Here is a 23,075-nt window from a genome sequence, read left to right on the forward strand (position 1 = left end):
TTCAGCGGCAGCCGAATGTCCTGTCCTTGCGCCGCTTGTTCGTAAGCTGACGCGATATCCTCAAAAAGGATGCGCCATGAAACTCCGTCGACGACCCAATGATGAATCGCGATCAACAAATGATCCCCGTCCGGGCACTGGAACAAGCCCAGTTTCAGGAGCGGACCGGCGGCCAGCGAGAAGCTGGCCTGCAGCTTGCCGGCCTCCGTCTCAACCCGCTGGCTCCATGTTTCTTCGCCACGGAAGTCAAATACGTCCAGACAATAGCTTTCGCCGTCTTCCACACTACGGTTCCAAGCGGCATAGCCGTCTTCCGTCTGCGTTACAATTATCCGCAGCGCGTCGTGATGCTTGGCAATGCGCTGCATCGTCAGGCGCAGCGCTCCAATGTCGAACCGGTCTTCCCGGTGCAGCATGACCGCGTGGTTGAAATGATGCAGATCCACGGGATCATGCTGCACGAACCAGCGCTGGATCGGCGTAAGTGGCACGGGACCATACACCTCTTCTTGTTCCGCGCGGCGAGTGACCGCCGTCATCTGGGAGCTAAGCTCGGCGACGACCGGATAGCGGAACAGATCTTTCATCTCGACCTTATATCCGGCTTGCAGCAGCCGTGAAGCGACTTGAATCGCTTTGATCGAATCGCCGCCAAGCTCGAAGAAATGATCGAAGATGCCAATCTTCTCTACGCCCAACACCGACTGCCAAACAGACACGAGCGCTTTTTCCTCGCCTGTGCGCGGGGCGACGTATTCCGTCCCCGCACTCATGCCTGCTTCCGGCGCCGGCAGTGCTTTGCGGTCCACTTTGCCGTTAGGCGTCAGCGGCATCTGCGCAAGCTGCACGAAGTACGACGGGATCATGTACCCTGGCAGTTTTTGCGCCAGAGGGTTTCGGAGTTCATCGGCCTCTAGATCACGTGTCGCTTTGATGTAGGCACACAGCGTTTTCCGGCCGGTTTCGTCCTCGCGGGCGATGATCACCGCTTCCTGAACGTCCGTTACACGAAGAAGCTGTGCTTCGATTTCTCCAAGCTCAATCCGGTAACCGCGGATTTTCACCTGATCGTCCATGCGACCTGCATACTCTATTGTTCCATCCGGCAGCCAGCGGGCCAAATCGCCTGTTCGGTACAACCGCTCGCCCGCCGCAAACGGATGCTCCACAAACTTCGCCGCTGTTAACTCCGGATTGTTCAAGTATTCGCGCGCTAGTCCGCTGCCGCCGGTATACAACTCTCCAATCACGCCAATAGGCAATATCTCTTGGGCTCTGCCCAGCACGTATACTTGCGTGTTGCTGATCGGACGGCCAATCGGAATCGACGCGCGCTCCACATCCGACATTCGGATTTCATGGCAGCACGTAAACGTCGTGTTTTCCGTCGGACCGTAACCGTTGATCAGCCGTATTTCGCTGAATCGCTCCAACACTTTTTTCGCATGCGGCCTTGAAACAACGTCACCGCCAACCAGCAGTTGCTTCACCCCGTACAAACCTTCTAACTGCTCCTCCACCATCACATGGAACAAGCCAGCCGTTAGCCACAAAATACTGACGTGATGCTGCTGAATCGCCTGCACCCAGTCCGTTAGCGACAATTTTCCGGGCGGCAAAATCGCCAGCGCCGCACCATTCAGCAAACTGCCCCATATCTCAAACGTCGCAGCATCAAAGGAAATCGTTGATCCCTGCAAAAATACGTCTTGTTCGCTAATGTCCACATAATTTGATGACGAAACAAGTCTGACAACCCCGCGATGCGTCACGCATACCCCTTTAGGCGTTCCTGTTGAGCCCGAGGTGTAGATGATGTACGCCAGATCATCGGCCATTGCTGCCACTGCCAAGTTCGCACTATTCGCGAAGTATTCTTCTGCAACGGACAACGGCTCCTCTTCCAGTTCCACCTTGACTCCCGCAAAAGAAGCCTTCTCCTTTAAATGCTTCTGAATCAGCAGCACCTGCGCCCCGGAATCCTCTAACATATAGGAGATGCGTTCCTGAGGATACTCGGGATCGATCGGCACATATGCTCCGCCGGCTTTTAGTATCGCCAGTATGCCTACGATCATCTCCAGCGAGCGTTCGGCCATGATGCCTACCAATTGCTCACGCTGCACCCCTCGCGCCTGCAATCTTCTCGCCAAGCGGTTAGCCCGCTCGTTCAACTCTCGGTACGTCAGCAGCCTATCTTCAAATACCACAGCTACCGCATCCGGGGTCCGTGCAGCCTGCCGTTCGAACAGCGCATGCACCGATGCTTCCGCCGGCAGCTCAACCGCCGTATCGTTGAATGTCACCAGCAGCTCTTCCCGCTCGTCGTCTGTCAGCATCTCGATGCTTCCCAGCATCGCCTGCGGATGACGGACCGCTTGGCGCAGCAGTTCGGTGAAGTGACCCGCCCAGCGCTCGATCGTCGTCCGTTCGAACAGTTTCGACGCATATTCCATTGTGCATCGCATCCCCTGCTCGTGCTCGCTGACCGACAGCGTCAAGTCGAATTTCGCTGCTCCGCTCTCCATCGGATACGGCGTCCATTGCAGGCCCGCCAGCTCTAAATCAGCCTGCTCGGTGTTTTGCAGCACCAGCATGGCATCGAACAACGGATTGCGGCTCATATCCCGCTGCTTCACCACCTGCTCCACCAGTTCCTCGAACGGGTAGTCCCCATGCTCCAAGGCCCCGAGCGCCGTCTGCTTCACTTCCTGCAAGTAAGCAGAGAACGGCTTTTCTCCGGACGGGTTCATCCGCAGCGCCAGCGTGTTCACAAACATCCCCAGCATCCCTTGCAGGTCCGCATGGGAACGCCCGGCGATCGATGTACCGACGATCAGTTCTTCTTGACCGCTTAACCGCCCCAGCAGGGCGCTGTACGCGGCCAGCAGCACCATGTATACGGTCGCGCCGTTTTCCCGGGCCATCTCTCTGACCGCTTCGGCCAGCACACTGTCCAGCTCGAAATCGACCCGATCCCCCTCGAAGCTGCGCACCGCCGGTCGCGGAGCATCCGTCGGCAGGCTCAGCACCGGCAGCTCGCCTGCAAACTGGCTCAGCCAGTAGCTTTCCATCTTCCGGTAGGCCGCACTTTGTCGGTACCCCTGCTGCCAGAGCGCATAATCTTTGTACTGCAGCCGCAGCGGTTCCAATTCTTCTCCCGCATACAGCTTCGTCAATTCCTGCACCAAAATGTTCATGGAGGTACCGTCGGACACGATATGATGCATGTCGAACAGCAGCACGTGATCCGCTTCGTCCAGCCGCACCACCGTCGTCCGCAGCAGCGGCGCAACGCCAAGGTCAAACGGACGGAGGAAGCTGCGAATGGACGCCTGCACATCGGCTCCTCTAGCCTCCTCGTACGCGACGGTGAAGCCGGGAGCCTCTATGATGCGCTGCATCGGCTCCCCGTCTATCGCCGCAAACGCTGTGCGCAGCGATTCATGACGGGCGATGAGCCCCTGTAAGGCGGCTTCCAGCCGCTGGCGATCCAGCGTTCCCGTCAGGCGCAGCGCCGCAGGCATGTTGTAGCTCAGTTCGGCGCCCTCCAACTGCTGCAGCACATACAGCCGTTTTTGCGCGGACGACAACGGATACGCCGCCTGCAGCGGAGCGGGCACAAGCGCTTCAAAGGTGCCGCCCTTCGTCGCCTCCAGTGCAGCCGCCAAGCCTTCTATCGTTGGTGAGAGGAATAATTGCCGCAGCGGCACCTCCGACTCCAGCGTCTGATGAATGCGCGATACAAGTGTCATCGCCCGGAGCGAATGGCCCCCGATGTCAAAGAAGTTATCGCGGATGCCGACGCGCTCCAGTCCCAGCACCTCTTGCCATAGCTGCGCCAGCTTCGCTTCCGTCGCCGTGCGCGGCGCTGCATACTCCGTTCCCGTTCGCAGCGACTCTTCTGGCGCTGGCAGCGCTTTGCGGTCGATTTTGCCGTTATTCGTCAGCGGCAGTTCTTCCAACTGCACGACATACGCCGGAATCATATAGTCCGGCAAGTTCAATCGCAAAGCTTCGCGCAGTTCGGCGAATGTAAATTCGCGTTCGCCTGCCACATACGCGCACAGCTCATGGCTGCCTCGCTCATCTGGCAGCGCGACTACAGCCGCCTCTCGAATTCCTTCCAACGCTAACAGTCTAGTTTCGATCTCGCCCGGTTCAATCCGGTAGCCGCGGATCTTCACCTGGTGGTCGATACGGCCCAAATACTCCAAGTTGCCGTCGGCCAACCAGCGGGCTTGATCCCCGGTTCGATACATCCGCTTTCCTTCCAGCCATGGGTTGGCCAGGAACTTCTCCTGCGTCCAGCCCGGCTGATGCAAGTACCCTCTGCCGACACAAGCGCCGCCAACATACAGTTCTCCCGCTACGCCGATCGGCTGCAACTGTCCAAACGCGTCCAAAATGTACACAGACGAATTGCTGATTGGCTTGCCGATCGGCGGCAGCGCCGTCATCGGCTCTTGCGGCCTGATCGTGTACGTGGTCGCTACATGTGTCTCCGAAGGGCCGTAATGATTGTGAAGCATAACGCCCTGCTCCTGCAAGTAGCGCTGCAGCTCCGGACCGACAATCAGCGCCTCTCCGGCCGTAATCAGATGCTGCACGCACGTTGGCCAACTCGCTTCGTAGGCCGGATCGTTCCAAACGAATTTGACGAACGACGACGGCAGCAGCAAGGTTGGAATGCCTCGTTCCTCTACATAACGGAATAACGCAGTCGGATTTTGACGCATGTCCTCCTCGACGACATGCAGGGTTCCGCCCGCCAGCAAGGTAGAAAAGATTTCTTGATAGCTCACATCAAAGCTGTACGACGCATACTGCAGCACCTGCTTGTCAAATGGAATGGACGTACACTCGTATTGGTGCATGATCAAGTTCACGAGGTTGCCATGCTCCAACATGACGCCTTTCGGCTTCCCGGTCGTACCTGACGTATAGATAACGTAGAGCAATCGGCTGCTTTCGTTATCCGGCTCGTAGGAGCTATCCGGGCTATTAGAGTTATTAGAGCTATCACGGCTCCACGCACTTTGCTCGCTTGCCGCAAGAAGCTCTTCGATGATGAACGTCTTACCGCCGTATCCAAGACCTTCTCTCGTTGAAGCGGAAGGGGCATCCGACAGCAGGCATGCCACTTTCGAATCGTCCAGCATGTACGCGATGCGTTCCGCCGGATAGGAAGGGTCGACCGGAAGGAAAGCCGCGCCTGCTTTCAAAATGCCCAGCAAACCAATCATCATGTGGGCGGAACGTCCCGTCATCAGCCCGACAATACGGCCGCTGCCAATCTGTTTCAGGCGCAAGGTAGCAGTCAGGCGATCCGACAACCGATCCAGTTCTTCGTACGTAAGCCTTGTATCGGCACATACGACCGCAACAGCTTCCGGTGTTGCCTTCGCCTGCTTGCGGAACAACTGATGCACCGAGGCATCCGGCATTTTCTGTACAGGTCCGTCCATCCAGCCTTGGAGCGTCATTCGGTCCTGTTCGTTTAGCAAGCTCGCTTTGCCAAGGGTGACATCCGGGTCAGCGGCCGTATGCCGCAGCAGCGTGATGAAATGATCTTTCCACCGTGAGATCGTATCCGCCTCGAAGAGCGCTGTCGCGTACTCCAGACTGCCGTGCAGTTCCTCTCCCCCCTCGTGGATAAATAACGACAAGTCGAATTTCGATGTCGGGTTTTCCAACTCGTAGGGTACGATGTCGACATCGGCCATCTGCAGTTCAGACCGGTTCATATTTTGCAACACAAACATCGCATCGAAAATCGGATTGCGGCTCACATCCCGCTGCCGTACGACATGCTCCACCAGTTCTTCAAACGGGTACTCCGCATGCTCAAACGCCGTTAAAGCCAGTTGTTTCATTTCTTCCAAATAGCTTCGGAATGTTTTGTCAGCAGAAGGCATCGAGCGGATGGCTAAGGTGTTGACGAACATGCCGAGCATGCCGGACAGGTCGGCATGCGGCCGGCCAGCAATCGGCGTTCCCACAATAATTTCGTCCTGACCTGCCAGTTTGCCCAAGAACATACTGTAAGCGGCGAGCAGCACCATGAATAACGTGGTCCCCGTGTCTTGCGCCAGCTGCTTGATGCTGGCAGTCAATTCCGCATCGATCGTGAAATCCAGTCGGCTGCCCGCAAAGCTTTGGATCGACGGACGGGCGAAATCGGATGGCAGCTGTAGAACCGGAAGCTCGCCGCCAAGCTGCTGCAGCCAGTACTCTTTTTGTTGAACATACGTATTCGAATGACGGTTTGCCGCCAGCCAGACGGCATAATCCTTATAATGAAGCGATACGGGCTCGAGACGATCGCCGGCATACAGCCGTGTCACCTCTTCAATCAAAATGCCCATGGAAGTTCCGTCGGAAATAATATGATGCATGTCAAACAGGAGCAGATGCTGCGTATCGGTCAGCTTGGTCAACTGAACGCGCAGCAGTGGTGCCTGGCTCAGATCGAAAGGACGAATAAACTCCCTAATGAGGTCTTCCGCTCTCCTGTCCCCCGCTTCCCGATAAAGCAAATCGAACGCAACCTCAGCGCTAATTCGTTGAACAGGCTCGCCGTCCACCACATCAAACCCGGTTCGCAGCACCTCGTGGCGAGCGATAAGTTCCCGGCAAGCCTGTTCCAATCGGGCAAAGTCCACACGTCCATTGAATAACAAGGCTGCAGGCATGCTATAGCTTAGTTCTGCACCTTCAAACTGCTGCAAAATGTACATCCGTTTCTGCGCCGAGGACACCGGGTAGTCATTCCTTGCTTCGGCCTGCGGAATGACGGCATATTCCAGCCGCTCCAGCTTAGAGATCGCCTGCGCCATCTCTTCGACTGTCGGATAAAAGAACACATTTCTTAGGGGCAGGCTCACGCTCATTTCCTTGTTTACTCTGCTTATAAGCGTCATTGCTCGGAGCGAATGACCCCCGATGTCAAAGAAGTTATCATGAATGCCGACACGTTCTAGCCCCAGCACCTCTTGCCATAGCTGCGCCAGCTTCGCTTCCGTCGTCGTGCGCGGCGCTGCATACTCCGTTCCCGTACTCAGCGCCCCTTCCGGCGCTGGCAGTGCCTTGCGGTTCAGCTTCCCGTTTGGCGTGAGCGGCATCTTCTCCAAGCGAATGAAGTGCGTGGGGATCATATAAGACGGAAGGCCCGCCGACAACTTGCTCCGCATCGCCTGCGCCGTGAGCTCACCGCTGCCCGTTACATAGGCGCACAGTTCCTGCGTTTCCCCGGCAGCAACGGTCACGACCGCTTCCTTGACGCCTTCAACTCGCAGCAGATGCGCTTCGATCTCGCCCGGTTCGATCCGGTACCCGCGGATCTTCACCTGATGATCGATCCGGCCCAAATGCTCCAATCGGCCATCCGGCAGCCAGCGGGCCAAATCGCCCGTCCGGTAGATCCGCTCCCCGGGGAGGTACGGATGATTGACAAACTTCTCCCTGGTCAGCTCTTCGCGCGCCCAGTATCCGCGGGCGACCCCGGCGCCTCCGAGGCACAGTTCGCCTACGGCTCCGATCGGCTGCAGCTGCAGCGCTGCGTTCAGCACGTACGCCTGCGTGTTCGCCAGCGGACGACCGATGCTGACTTTTTCTCCTTCGCTATCTTCTAGATGTTCAAACGTAGACCACACCGTCGTTTCCGTCGGGCCGTACATATTGTACAGCGACGCATTCGTTTGCTCCCGAAGCTGCTTCAGCAGCGCCGCGGGCAGCGGCTCGCCGCCGATCAACAGGGCTGGTATACGGCGCAGCTGCGCCGCGCTGTGCTCCTGCTCCAGCATCATTGACAGTCTCGAAGGCGTCGTCTGCATTAGCTGTACCGGATGCTCCGCCAGCAAATCGCCCAGCAGCGCAGGGTCCTGAAGCTCCGCTTCGCTCGCGAGAACGATCTGCATCCCGCAGCTGAGCGGTACCCAGCTCTCGGTCACGAAAATGTCGAAGGACACCGTGGTGACCGAGAGGATCGACGCAGATGGCGCAAACGGCAGCGAGCGCACCATCCCCGCGATAAAGTTCACGACGTTCCGGTGCTCCACCACCACGCCTTTCGGCTTGCCGGTGGTGCCCGACGTGTAGATCACATACGCGCTGTTCATCGGCGTTGTCGGTACATTCGACTGTACATCCGTTGATCCCGTGGATACCGGCGAATAGGCTTCCAATTCTTCCGCGGAGGCGAACCTCACCATGGCGGAACAATTTTCCTGCCCTTCGGCTTCCGTGGCGGCTAAGCGTTCCTTCTTCTCTTCGAAAACCGCAGCAGCTATTTCCGTAACAGCGGAACGTTCCTCATCCAAGCACAGGACATGCCGCAGCGGTGTTTCTTTCCAGTCCGTCACCGTTTCCGTCTGCGCCCCTTCGCTCAGCAGGATACGGATACCGGCATCCTGAATCATTCCCTCGATGCGCGCTGCCGGCAGCGCCGGATCTAGCGGCACATAGGCAGCGCCGGCTTTCAGCACGCCCAGCAGACCGGCAATTAGTTGCGGAGAACGGCTGAGCAGCACGCCGACGCGTTCTTCGCTTCTCACCCCGTGCGCATGCAGCCAGCCGGCGATGCGGTTGGCTCGCGCTTCCAGCTCGCCGTACGTCCATACTGCCTCTCCGCTTACGATCGCCGGTTGCTCCGGCATCCGCGCAGCCTGCTGTTCGAATAGCGCATGCACCGTTGCTTCCGCCGGCAGCTCAACCGCCGTATCGTTGAATGTCACCAGCAACTCTTCCCGCTCGTCGGCCGTCAGCACCTCGATGCTTCCCAGCATCGCCTGCGGATGACGAACCGCTTGGCGCAGCAGCTCGGTGAAGTGACCCGCCCAGCGCTCGATCGTCGTCCGTTCGAACAGTTTTGACGCATATTCCAATGTGCATCGCATCCCCTGCTCGTGCTCGCTGACCGACAGCGTCAAGTCGAATTTCGCTGCTCCGCTCTCTATCGGATACGGCGTCCATTGCAGGCCCGCCAGCTCCAATTCGGCCTGCTCGGTGTTTTGCAGCACCAGCATGGCATCGAACAAAGGATTGCGGCTCATATCCCGCTGCTTCACCACCTGCTCCACCAGTTCCTCGAACGGGTAGTCCCCATGCTCCAAGGCCCCGAGCGCCGTCTGCTTCACTTCCTGCAAGTAAGCAGAGAACGGCTTTTCTCCGGACGGGTTCATCCGCAGCGCCAGCGTGTTCACAAACATCCCCAGCATCCCTTGCAGGTCCGCATGGGAACGCCCGGCGATCGATGTACCGACGATCAGTTCTTCTTGACCGCTTAACCGCCCCAGCAGGGCGCTGTACGCGGCCAGCAGCACCATGTATACGGTCGCGCCGTTTTCCCGGGCCATCTCTCTGACCGCTTCGGCCAGCACACTGTCCAGCTCGAAATCGACCCGATCCCCCTCGAAGCTGCGCACCGCCGGTCGCGGAGCATCCGTCGGCAGGCTCAGCACCGGCAGCTCGCCTGCAAACTGGCTCAGCCAGTAGCTTTCCATCTTCCGGTAAGCCGCACTTTGCCGGTAACCTTGCTGCCAGAGCGCATAATCTTTATACTGCAAACGCAGCGGTGCCAGTTCTTCTCCGGCATACAGCTTCGTTAATTCCTGCACCAAAATGTTCATCGAGGTGCCGTCAGAAATGATATGGTGCATATCGAACAGCAGCACGTGATCCGTTTCGTCCAGCCGCACCACCGTCGTACGCAGCAGCGGCGCAACGCCAAGGTCAAACGGACGGAGGAAGCGGCGAATGAACGCCTGCGCCTCGGCTCCTCTTGCCTCCTCATACGCGATGGTAAAGTCCGGGGCCTCTATGATGCGCTGCATCGGCTCCCCGTCTATCGCCGCAAACGCTGTGCGCAGCGATTCATGACGCACGATGAGCCCCTGTAAGGCGGCTTCCAGCCGCTGGCGATCCAGCGTTCCCGTCAGGCGCAGCGCCGCAGGCATGTTGTAGCTCAGTTCGGCGCCCTCCAACTGCTGCAGCACATACAGCCGTTTTTGCGCGGACGACAACGGATACGCCGCCTGCAGCGGAGCGGGCACAAGCCCTTCAAAGGTGCTGCCCTTCGTCGCCTCCAGTGCAGCCGCCAAGCTTTCAATCGTTGGCGAGAGGAACAATTGCCGCAGCGGCACCTCCGCCTCCAGCGTCTGATGAATGCGCGATACGAGCGTCATCGCCCGGAGCGAATGGCCCCCGATGTCAAAGAAGTTATCGCGGATGCCGACGCGTTCCAGTCCCAGCACCTCTTGCCATAGCTGCGCCAGCTTCGCTTCCGTCGCTGTGCGCGGCGCTGCATACTCCGTTCCCGTTCGCAGCGACTCTTCTGGCGCCGGCAGCGCTTTGCGGTCGATTTTTCCGTTATTCGTCAGCGGCAGTTCTTCCAACTGCACGACATACGCCGGAATCATATAGTCTGGCAAGTTCAATCGCAAGGCTTCGCGCAGTTCGGCGAATGTAAATTCGCGTTCGCCTGCCACATACGCGCACAGCTCATGGCTGCCTCGCTCATCGGGCAGCGCGACTACGGCCGCCTCTCGAATTCCTTCCAACGCTAACAGTCTAGTTTCGATCTCGCCCGGTTCGATCCGGTATCCTCTTATTTTCACCTGATGATCGATACGGCCCAAATACTCGAGGTTGCCGTCGGCCAACCAGCGGGCCCGATCCCCGGTCCGATACATCCGCGTTCCTTCCAGCCATGGGTTGGCCAGGAACTTCTCCTGCGTCCAGCCCGGCTGATGCAAGTACCCTCTGCCGACACAAGCGCCGCCAATATACAGTTCTCCCGCTACGCCGATCGGCTGCAACTGTCCAAACGCGTCCAAAATGTACACAGACGAATTGCTGATCGGCTTGCCGATCGGCGGCAGCGCCGTCATCGGCTCTTGCGGCCTGATTGTGTACGTGGTCGCTACATGTGTCTCCGAAGGGCCGTAATGATTGTGAAGTGTAACGCCCTGCTCCTGCAAGTAGCGCTGCAGCTCCGGACCGACAATCAGCGCCTCTCCGGCCGTAATCAGATGCTGCACGCACGTTGGCCAACTCGCTTCGTAGGCCGGATCGTTCCAAACGAATTTGACGAACGACGACGGCAGCAGCAAGGTTGGAATGGCTCGTTCCTCCACATAGCGGAAGAGCGCAGTCGGATTTTGACGCATGTCCTCCTCGACGACATGCAGCGTTCCACCCGCCAGCAAGGTAGAAAAGATTTCCTGATAGCTCACATCAAAGCTGTACGACGCATACTGCAGCACCTGCTTGTCAAATGGAATGGATGTACGCTCGTATTGATGCATGATCAGGTTCACGAGGTTGCCATGCTCCAACATGACGCCTTTCGGCTTCCCGGTCGTACCTGACGTATAGATAACGTAGAGCAATCGGCTGCTTTCATTATCCGGCTCGTAGGAACTATCCGGGCTATCAGAGTTATTAGAGTTATTAGAGTTATTAGAGCTATTAGATCTATCAGAGTTATTAGAGCTATTAGAGCTATCACGGCTCCACGCACTTTGCTCGCTTGCCGCAAGAAGCTCTTCGATGATGAGCGTCTTACCGCCGTATCCAAGACCTTCTCTCGTTGAAGCGGAAGGGGCATCCGCCAGCAGGCAAGCCACTTTTGAGTCTTCCAGCATGTACGCGATGCGCTCCGTCGGATAGGAAGGGTCGACCGGAAGGAAAGCCGCGCCTGCTTTCAAAATGCCCAGCAAACCAATCATCATGTGGGCGGAACGTCCCGCCATCAGCCCGACAATACGGCCGCTGCCGATCTGTTCCAGGCGCAAGGCACCAGCCAGGCGATCCGACAACCGATCCAGTTCTTCGTACGTAAGCCTTGTATCGGCACATACGACCGCAACAGCTTCCGGTGTTGCCTTCGCCTGCTTGCGGAACAACTGATGCACCGAGGCATCCGGCGTATTCTGTACAGGTCCGTCCATCCAGCCTTGGAGCGTCATTCGGTCCTGTTCGTTTAGCAAGCTCGCTTTGCCAAGGGTGACATCCGGGTCAGCGGCCGTATGCCGCAGCAGCGTGATGAAATGATCTTTCCACCGTGAGATCGTATCCGCCTCGAAGAGCGCTGTCGCGTACTCCAGACTGCCGTGCAGCTCCTCTCCCGCCTCGTGGATAAATAGCGACAAGTCGAATTTCGATGTCGGGTTTTCCAACTCGTACGGTGTGATCTCGACATCGGCCATCTGCAGTTCGGATCGGTTCATATTTTGCAGCGCGAACATCGCATCGAAAATCGGATTGCGGCTCACATCCCGCTGCCGTACGACGTGCTCCACCAGTTCTTCAAACGGGTACTCCGCATGCTCAAACGCCGTTAAAGCCAGTTGTTTCATTTCTTCCAAATAGCTTCGGAATGTTTTGTCAGCAGAAGGCATCGAGCGGATGGCTAAGGTGTTGACGAACATGCCGAGCATGCCGGACAGGTCGGCATGCGGCCGGCCGGCAATCGGCGTTCCCACAATAATTTCGTCCTGACCTGCCAGTTTGCCTAGGAACATGCTGTAAGCTGCGAGCAGCACCATGAATAACGTAGTCCCCGTGTCTTGCGCCAGCTGCTTGATGCTGGCAGTCAATTCCGCATCGATCGTGAAATCCAGTTGGCTGCCCGCGAAGCTTTGGATCGACGGACGGGCGAAATCGACCGGCAGTTGAAGAACCGGAAGCTCGCCGCCAAGCTGCTGCAACCAGTACTCTTTTTGTTGAACATACGTATTCGAATGACGGTTTGCCGCCAGCCAGACGGCATAATCCTTATAATGAAGCGATACGGGCTCGAGACGATCGCCGGCATACAGCCGTGTCACCTCTTCTATCAAGATGCTCATGGAAGTTCCGTCGGAAATAATATGATGCATGTCAAACAGGAGCAGATGCTGCGTGTCGGTTAGCTTGGTCAACTGAACGCGCAGCAGCTGTGCCTGACTCAGATCGAAAGGACGAATAAACTCCCGTATGAGATCTTCCACTCTCCTATCCCCGGCTTCCCGATAAGGCAAATCGAACGCGACCTCAGCGTTAATTCGTTGAACAGGCTCGCCGTCTACCCTTTCAAACCCAGTTCGCAGCACCTCGTGGCGAGCGAGCAGCTCTCTGAAAGCCTGTTCCAATCGGGCAAAGTCCACGCGTCCATGGAATAACAGAGCCGCAGGCATGTTATAGCTTAGTTCCGCGCCTTCAAGCTGCTGCAGCACGAACAGCCTTCTTTGTGCGGATGACAGCGGATAATAATCGCATGGCTCGGCCGGCTGCAATCCCTTAAACAGATCCTTCGATTGCCGTTCGACAAGCGTAGCCAACGCTTCAATAGTTGCAAAGCGGAATATGTCACGAATCGAGATTTGTACATGCAACGCTTGATGGATGCGCGATGCCAACGTCATCGCCTTTAGCGAGTGGCCTCCCAATTCAAAGAAGCTGCTGCTTACTCCTACTTGCGAAATTTGCAGCACGTCTTCCCAAATTGCGGCTAGCTGAGCCTCCGTCCGTGTACGAGGGGCCATGTATGGTGCAACGGCTGCCGGTTCATAGGCAGGTACAGGCAATGCCGATCGATCCAGTTTTCCGTTTTTAGTAAGCGGCAGCTCCGCAAGGCGGATGTAATGCTCAGGTACCATATAAGCAGGCAGCGCCAGGCTCATTTCATGTCTTAATGCGGACAGATCTAACGCACTATCGCTGACATAATAAGCGCAGAGCACTGCATGTCCAGGCTTATCTTTTCGAATGACGACGGACGCTTGTCGAATATCGGCATTCAGCAGCAGACGGGCTTCAATTTCACCCGGTTCAATCCGGTATCCTCGAATTTTGACCTGCTGATCGATCCGTCCCATATATTCAAGATTGCCATCAGGCAGCCAGCGGGCCAGATCCCCCGTTGCATACATCGTTTTGCCTTCGTTAAAAGGATCGGGTTTGAATTTCTCTCGCGTAAGCTCAGGCTGATTCCAGTAGCCTTTGGCTACTCCAGCGCCGCCGAGATGCAATTCCCCAGGAACGCCAATAGGAAGCACCTGTCCTCCGTCGCCCAGCACATAGGCTGTCGTTCCGCCAATTGGACGGCCGATTGGGATACTTGTCATGCCATCCGTTTCGCTAACCGTGAACACGGTTGAAAACGTCGTATTCTCCGTAGGCCCGTATCCGTTCCATATCTTGATGGAAGGGCATGCTTGCTGAACGGCCCGAACATGCTTTGGCAGCAGCACTTCTCCCCCCATGATCAAATGCTGAATTCCAGTAAAAAGTTCACCATCCGCATCGGCCAAATGGTGGAAAAGAGATGTCGTCAAAAACATAACCGTAATGCCGTTGGTTGCGATAAACTGTCCCAAGCGGCTTGCGTTCAGCAGTACTTCTTTCTCCACAGGGTATAGTTGACCGCCATGAAGAATAGCGCCGAACATTTCAAAAGTCGCCGCATCGAAGCTGACCGAACCTGTCTGTGCGAAGCGATGTCCTTCATGAAACGGTACATATCCGCCGCCTGTCACCAGGTTGACCACATTGCCGTGTGTGACCAGCACGCCTTTCGGCCTTCCCGTTGTGCCGGAGGTATACATGATATAAGCGGGATCATCGGCGCCGACCGTACGCGATTGCACTTCTGCCACCGGATCCTCATGTAAAAGCCAATCGGCGTTGAGTTTGATGACTGCCCCCTCATACGATTCCGGCGGGCGCAAATTGCCGGCAACCAGCAAAAATTCCGCTCCGCAATCGTCCAGAATATACAGATGACGGTCCTCTGGAGCTTCAGGATCCAGCGGCACATAGGCGCCACCCGCCTTCAAAACTCCCATGACAGCTACAATAAATTCAATGGATCGATCAGCTAAAATCCCGACAGCCGCATGAAGCGGCAGTCCTTCTCTAAGAAGCTTGCCGGCCAGAATGCCTGACTGATGCTGTAGCGCTTCATAGGTAAGGTTACGTTCACCGCATACAACCGCCAATCGTTCCGGGTAATTGCGGACGACCTCTGCAAAACGATCCGTGATCGAGACATTCGGCATCGGGGAAACAGGTAATCCGCTATAAGTCATAAGCTGTTCAATCTGTTCTTCTTGATTAAGCATTCTTGCTTCAGCAAGCAGCGTATCCGGGTCCGTAATCACATCATGCAGCATGACTGTGAAGTAACGGCACCAACGCTCTACCGTTTCGCGAGCAAATAAAGCCGTAGAAAACTCCATAGAGCAGCGATAGCCATCCGGGTGTTCGTTAACCTGAAGCGTAAGATCAAACTTTGCCGTTGTATCTGCAAACGAATACGTGTCTACACTCAATTCAGGAAGCACAATCGGTAACGAATCGGTATTTTGCAGCACAAATACGGCATCGAATAACGGATTGCGGCCCATATCCCGCTCTCTGACAATTTGATCGACCAAATCTTCCAGCGGGTAATCCCCATGCTCTAAGGCATCCATCGTCGTTTGTTTGATTTCTTGTATAAAATGCAAAAATTTCTTTTGTCCCGAAGGAAACGTACGCAATGGCAATGTATTTACAAACATCCCCATCATGGACGACAAATCTGCATGGGAACGCCCGGCCACCGGGGAGCCGATGATAATCTCGTTTTGGCTGCACAATCGCGATAAAAACATGCTGTATGCCGCCAGCAATACCATGTACACGGTCGCCCCTTCATTCAGCGCCAACCTTTGCACGGACTCCGACAATGCCTTGTCAAGATGAAAATCAACACGTTCTCCGGCAAAACTGCGCAGCATCGGGCGGGAGTAATCGGTCGGGATATACAGCACAGGCAGCTCGCCACCCAGATGCTGCAGCCAGTAATCCTCATTCTTCTGATAAGCTGCACTATGAGCGTATTGCTGCTGCCATACGGCATAATCTTTGTATTGCAATCGAAGGGGGTCAAGTTGATGGCTGGCGTACAGTTTCGCAAATTCTTCTACAAAAATACTGATGGATACGCCATCGGAGATAATATGGTGCATATCAAGCAGCAAGTAATGCAGCTGTTCTCCCGCACTTAAAACCTCGACACGCAGCAAAGGCGCTTGCTCCAGATCGAATGGACGTACAAACTCCGCTATCCTTGCGTCAAGCTGCTGTTCCTCCGCTGCTCGGTAAACGACGGACGCTTGCACATGCTCGTGCACTTTCTGCATAGGCTGATTGTCGATGAATGTAAAAGATGTTCGCAGAACGTCATGACGCAGAATGATCTGTTGCAGGGCCGACTCGAATCGCGTGGGGTCCAGACTGCCTTCCATCCGGAGAACCGCCGGCATGTTGTAACTGACGTCTATGCCTTCCAACTGCTGCAGCACGTACATCCTTTTTTGGGCCGATGTCAGCGGATAATAATCCATCGGCGCCGCCGGCTCCAGCGTATCGATTGCTTTGACCGATCTGGAAGCGAGCGCCTCCGTCAATGCTTCAACAGTGGAATATTGGAACAGATCCCGGAGCGTCACGTCAGCCTGAAGCTCTTTTTGCATGCGGGAAACGAGTACCGTCGCTTTTAACGAATGGCCGCCTCGTTCAAAGAAATCATCCCTCACTCCGATCGGGCGAACGTCAAGCACTTCTTGCCACAATTCGGCCATTTGTTGTTCCGCATCGGATCTTGGTGCCAAATAACTTCCGCTTTCGGCTAGGTTGCTGCCCTCAGGATACGGCAGGGCACGGCGATCCAATTTTCCGTTGACCGTCAGAGGCATTTGCAGCATGGGAACAAAATAAGACGGGATCATGTAAGAAGGTAACGCAAAGCCAAGCCGTTGTCTCAGTTCCTTCGCCGTGTATTCCCGATCCGCGACAAAATAGGCGCACAGACTTGCACTTCCCTCCGATCCATTAATTACAGTCACAACTGCCTCGCTTATCCCAGGAAGCGTTAGCAGATGTGCTTCAATATCTCCGAGTTCGATCCGATTCCCGCGGATTTTCACCTGATGATCAATGCGTCCCAAGTACTCCAAAGTTCCATCCGGCAGCCACCGGGCCCAATCGCCAGTACGGTACATACGCTCTCCAGGTACGAAAGGATCGGAAACAAACTTCGCTGCCGTCAATTCCGGCTGGTTCGCATACCCTCTTGCCAAACCAAGACCGGCAATACAAAGCTCTCCCGGTACGCCGAATGGAGACAGCCTTCCCTGTGCGTTGACAATATAGACACGAGTATTGGGAATAGGGCGTCCGATGGAAACAGCAGTCTCTTCCGTTAATTCCACAGCCGTCGTTACGACCGTATTTTCGGTTGGGCCGTATTCGTTCATCAATTGCATTTCAGGATTCATTGCTTTCAAACGGCGAATTAAAGGCATGCCTACGGCCTCGCCTGCTACTACCGCACTGCGCACCGAACGCCAATCCTCGCGGCTCATGTTTTCCAGCATGGCGGAGTAAAAGCTCGGCGGGCTCTGCAAATGGGTGATTTGATGATGGATGATAGCTTCGCGAATGGCTGCAGCATCCTTGCTGTTCTGATCGCTCAGCATAACAACGGCAGCTCCTGAGACGATAGGCGCAAAAAAGTGAGTCACAAACGAATCGAATATAAAAGGATTCAGCATCAACGCCCTGTCGCTCGGGCCAAACTGGTAGTGGCGCTTTTTCCACTGTATGGTGTTCGCAAAGCTCCCGTGTTCGATAATAACGCCTTTGGATCTTCCTGTAGTGCCCGAAGTGTAGATGACGTAGGCCGAGTGCTTCGGATCAATCGAGCGTCCCTGCTCTTTCACGGGAACTTCTTCTTCTTGCAGCGGATTGTCTTCAAAATATAGAACGGAAACATCCTGACGAAGCTCGGCAATGAGCGGCTTATACTTGTTGAACGTAAGCAGCGCTTGCGGGCGGCTGTCCTCCAGCATAAATCGAATCCGATCCGCGGGAAATTCCGGATCAATCGGAAGGTAGGCTCCTCCTGCTTTCAAGACCCCAATTATACCTGCCGCCATTTCTAACGAACGGTGAGTCATGACGGCGGCGATCATATCCGTCCCTACGCCGCGCCTGCGGAGTTCGGCACCCAGTTGCTCCGCCCATTCGTTTAGTTGCCGGTAGCTCAGCTCCCCCTCTTCCCCAATAATCGCCGGGAGGTCGGGAGTTAGCGCCGCTTGCTGCTCGAACAATGTCAGTACAGATAATGCAGGATCATACGTTTCTTCTCTACCGGCGAACCGCTCAAGCAAATGTTTTTTATCTTGGGCGGTAACCAAGTCGTAAGCGCCAAGTTTGACGTCCTGGAAATGAACGGCCTGAAGGAGAAGCTCTTGGAAGCAGCCACTCCAGCGTACAATCGTATGTTGCGTAAACAAAGAAGAATCGTATTCCCAACTCAATAAGAAGCTGTCCTCTCGCTCGGTTACAGTGAGCGTCAAGTCAAACTTGGCTGCCGTGTAATCCAACGGATACGGAGTCAGATTGACATTTTCCAGTTTCAGCTCTTCATTTTCCCAATGCTGCAGAACGAGCATTGCGTCGAATAGTGGATTGCGGCTTAGATCGCGCTCCTGAACCATTCGCTGGACCAGTTCCTCAAACGGATATTTCTCATGCTCGAACGCAGATAACGCCGTCTGCTTCACTTCACGGAGATAGTCGGCAAACGTTTTTTCTCCTTCTGGGTACATGCGGAGCGCCAAGGTGTTTACAAACATCCCTAACATGCCTGACAAACCTGCAAGCTGGCGTCCCGCCACCGGCGTGCCGACAACGATCTCGTCTTGTCCGGCTATACGCGACAGAAATGCGCTGTATGCGGCTAGCAGTACCATGTACACGGTGGCGTCGCTCTTGCGAGCCAACTCGCGCACAGCCGTTACAAGCTCGCCGCGCAGCTCGGCGTCCACCCGGCCGCCTATAAAGCTGCGCACAGCAGGCCGCGGATTGTCGGTCGGCAGCCGGAGCGCCGGCACCTCCTCCGCAAACTGAGCCAGCCAATAGGCTTCCTCCTTGGCGTAATCCTCCGTATGACTATAGGCTTGCTGCCATACAGCATAGTCTTTATATTGCAGCTTTAGCGGCTCCAGCGTTTCACCGTCATAGGCCGCAGCCAGCTCTTCCGTCAAGATTTGCACAGAAATGCCGTCCGAGATGATATGATGCATGTCAAATAAGAGCAGATGCCGTTGATTCCCGAGATGTACGACTTTGGCCCGCAGCAGTGGTGCCGCGCCCAGGTCGAACGGTCGGATAAACGCCCGAATAGGCGCGTCTGCTTCCCCGTCCTCTGCCTCCTCTTCCGCGATAAAGAAATCAACTTGCTGCTGCACGCGTTGAATAGGTTCTCCATCTACAATAGCAAATGAAGTACGCAAAGCTTCGTGCCGAGCCAAAAGCGCATGGAACGCGGCTTCCAATCGTACCTTGTCCAGCGTTCCTTCCATTAGAAAGGCAGCCGGCATATTGTAGCTTAGCCCTGTTACATCCAATTGCTGCAACATAAATAACCGCTTCTGTGCGGACGATAGTGGGTAATAAAGCTGCTCAGGGGCGGATTCAAGCGACTCGTAATTACGTTTCGCCGCCGACCCAACCACCTCGGTTAATTCTTTTAGCACTGACGCCTGAAAGATGTCCCGCAAACCCAGTTCGATCTTGAACTCCTCATGAATGCGTGTCAACAGTGTCATCGCTTTCAGCGAATGGCCTCCAAGTTCAAAGAAATTATCTAGGAGTCCGATCTGCTCGTGATCCAGCACTTCTTGCCAAAGCTTTGCCATCCGTTGCTCAGCATCCGTTACCGGGAGCAGGTATGGTTTGGAGGAAATCCTTTCATCCAGCGCAGGCAAGGCTCTTCGGTCCACCTTCCCGTTTGTCGTCAAAGGAAGCTGATCCAGCTTCATAAAAGCGACAGGAATCATATAGTCCGGCAGCATCGAGGACAAGAATCCTCGCAGCTCATCTGTCTCAAGCTCCCTCTCGCCCGTGTAATAAGCGCAAAGCACCTGCTGACTTTGACGATCTGGCATGACGGCGACAACCGCCTCACGGATGGATGCGATTTGTGTCATGCATGATTCAATCTCGCCTGGCTCTACCCGATAGCCCCTTATACTGAGTTGGTCATCAAGACGCCCAAGAAATTGCAAGTTACCGTCCGGAAGCCAGTAAGCGCGATCTCCGGTGCGATACATGCGTCCATCCTTCACGAACGGATCTTGAGCGAATCGCTCTGCCGTCAATTCCGGCCTGTTCAGGTAACCCCGAGCTACCCCGGCTCCTCCGATGCACAACTCCCCCGGCACGCCAACGGGTTGCAATGTCCCGCCCTGACCAAGCACATACAGGTTGGCGTGCGGGAGCGGTCTGCCAATCGGCACGCTTCCTTCTTGAGGCTGTATACTGCCATTCATTGCCTCATAATAGGAAGCATCAATGCAAGCTTCCGTCACTCCATAACTGTTGAGAATACGCATGATAGAGCCGCAACGACCGTATACCCTCTGATAATCTTTCGCCGCAAAGCGGTCTGAGCCCATAATTAACAAACGTAAGTGTCCCGTACTTAAACCATTTTCGTAGATATAATCCATGAGCGGCACAAGCAATGCCGGCGTCGATTCCAGCAGTGTAATGCCTTGTTCGACGATGACCGCATGGAGACGAGGCAGGCTGAGACGAGTTTCGTTCGAACATATAACGAGCTGTCCTCCGCTCAGCCATGCTCTGGCCAAATCGCCGGCAAATACGTCAAAAGAAAAGCTGGCCATTTGCAGCAGTCGTACATCCATATCTCCGAGCCTGTATTCATGATGCCATGACCATGCGGTTGAAATCCAACTGCGATGCTCGATCATAACTCCCTTGGGCCTTCCCGTTGTTCCGGAGGTGTAGATAACATACGCAAGTCGCTCAGGTGAACAGCCGTGAAGTAAATTGGTCGAATCGTCGTCGTAGCTTGACGCAAGCCTCAAATCTACAACTCGGCAACCGTCAGGCACGGTCATCAAGTCATCGTCGGCAGTAAGCAGTACTTTGGCTTCGCTATCCCTTACCATATAAGCCAGGCGCTCGGCAGGCAATGAGTTGTCCAACGGAACAAAAGCGCCGCCTGCCTTTAATACGGCAAGAACGGCAGTTACGATAAGCGGAGAACGTTCCCCCAGAATGGCGACAGGTTCTCCGCTGCCTATGCCCTGGCTTCGAAGCGTCCGAGCGAGCCTGTTCGCTTGCTCATTTAATTGTCCATAGGTCAGCGATAATCCGCCCGGTTCCGCAACAGCGATTTGATCCGGCATATTTTCTGCATGGGTCTCAAAGATTTCGTGCATAGAACGGTCAAGTCGTTGCTCGATCCGTTGTCCGAAGCTGTAAGTGTGGAGTATATTCTTCTGTTCTTCAGGAGGCAGAATGTCCAATTTCCCTACCGACTGCAAGGGGTTCGACATCGCTTCCCGGATTACATGCAGCAATCTTTGGAACAGACAATCGATGTCTTGGCGCGCAAACAAATCTGTCAAATAATCGATTTGAATGGCCATTTCTCCGGTTCCTACATGTTCGCGGATGTGCACCGTCAATTCGTTATCCTGGTGCCCATTACCCAGAGGCAGTGTCTCGTATTGGAAAGGCGCATCGTCAGGCAGCGTGCCCCATTCCATGGGGTGATAATTGAAGAACACAGGCAGCAATGCCTCTGTAAAACCGAAACGGTTGCGAAGGTCCGGGACAATCCGGTTAAACGGGTACTTTTGATGCCGAATCAGCTCGCTTTGCTTGTTCTTTACTTGTTTAAGAAAGTCCGCGAACGACCAGGAAGCGTCAATGCGCATGCGAAAAGGCGTCGTACTGACGAGCATCGCAACCATCGACTTCTGTTCTCGAGATGTCCGGTTGGCGTACATCGTTCCAAGCAAAACTTCTTCTTCTCCGCAAATCCGCGACATATACAGGCAAAGGGCAGATACGAACAAGTTAAATGGAGAGACATGATGTGATTCGCAGAACATACGGATGTCGTTGCATGCAGATGCCGGAATTTCATATTGGGCATAATTCGCCAAGCTGCCGGCCGTCTGTATAGCGTTTTCGGAAGTGCCAAGCCGTGTGATGAAAGGCCGCGTAAGGAACTCGCCCTCCCAAAATGCCTTATCTTTCTGAAACCGGGAAGATTGTAAATACTCCTCCTCATTACGGAGCAGATCCGTGCAAGCAGGCGCCGCTTCTTGAGGCAGCTCTCTATTGCAAAGCAAAGCATGATAGCCCTCAACGAATTCATTACCCAACAAGTTGAGCGAATAGCCGTCGGCAATAATATGATGGATGCTCAAGAACAGTCTGGCTTCCGATTCACCAGTCCGAAACAGCGTAAATTTAAATAAATGAGAGTCAAAAAGGGGAAATGGTTGACATGACAGAAACTCAACTTCTTCTTTCCATGCCTCTGGTTCTCTATCGCATAAATTCACAATATCGATGTCAATTGGTGTAAAAGGAACAATATAACTTAGTGGCTCCTCACCTTCTCTCTGCTGCAATCGCATACGGAGAGCGTCGTGACGGAGAGCGAGGCTTTGCAGCACCTCTACGATTTTATCCTCTTGTATCGTGCCCTTGATAGTAAGCAAACTGTTAAGCGTGGCAACTGTCGTATGCGAATTCAAAAGTTCCATGTACCAAATTCGACGCTGCGCTTCTGTAAGCTCGTAATAAACTATTTCATTTTGTTGCAGATTGGCTTCGCTCATTGACATAAATACCCATCCTTCTCTTTGGAATCCTTGGAATGCTGGTATTGGCAGATGCTTTCCGCTGCGGGTAATTGTAACAAAGTAGCTTTCAATGTAGCTTTAAACTTCCTATAATTTCACCTTAATCTTGCTAATGAATTGAATAATTCTATGTCTGTCAGTTTTAATGAGAATTGTACGGTTCTGGTTGTAAGAAAGAATTTGTTTGAGGTTTTATAAATACAGAGGAGTATCCTTATTTGGGTATCGATCATGATTTCGTATGTTTTTATTGTTTAAGCGATACTAGTCTTCTTGGGCTCTCGTTTTCCTTAAAATTCTGATGTACTAAATTGTAGTCAGTAGTTGCTAATATTTTGCACTTTTCGACAG

At 54.6% G+C, this 23,075-nt stretch carries 1 protein-coding gene; it reads right to left on the reverse strand.

Annotation, left to right across the window (positions count from 1 at the left end; translation table 11 throughout):
* Positions 1-22,706 (reverse strand): non-ribosomal peptide synthetase (locus NO352_RS14595; protein ID WP_289355988.1); only part of this gene is annotated, 22,706 nt, incomplete at its 3' end.
* Between the last annotated feature and the right edge of the window lie 369 nt (positions 22,707-23,075).

Origin of the sequence: Paenibacillus sp. S-12, from assembly GCF_030363895.1 — a bacterium.
Lineage (GTDB): Bacteria > Bacillota > Bacilli > Paenibacillales > Paenibacillaceae > Paenibacillus_B > Paenibacillus_B alvei.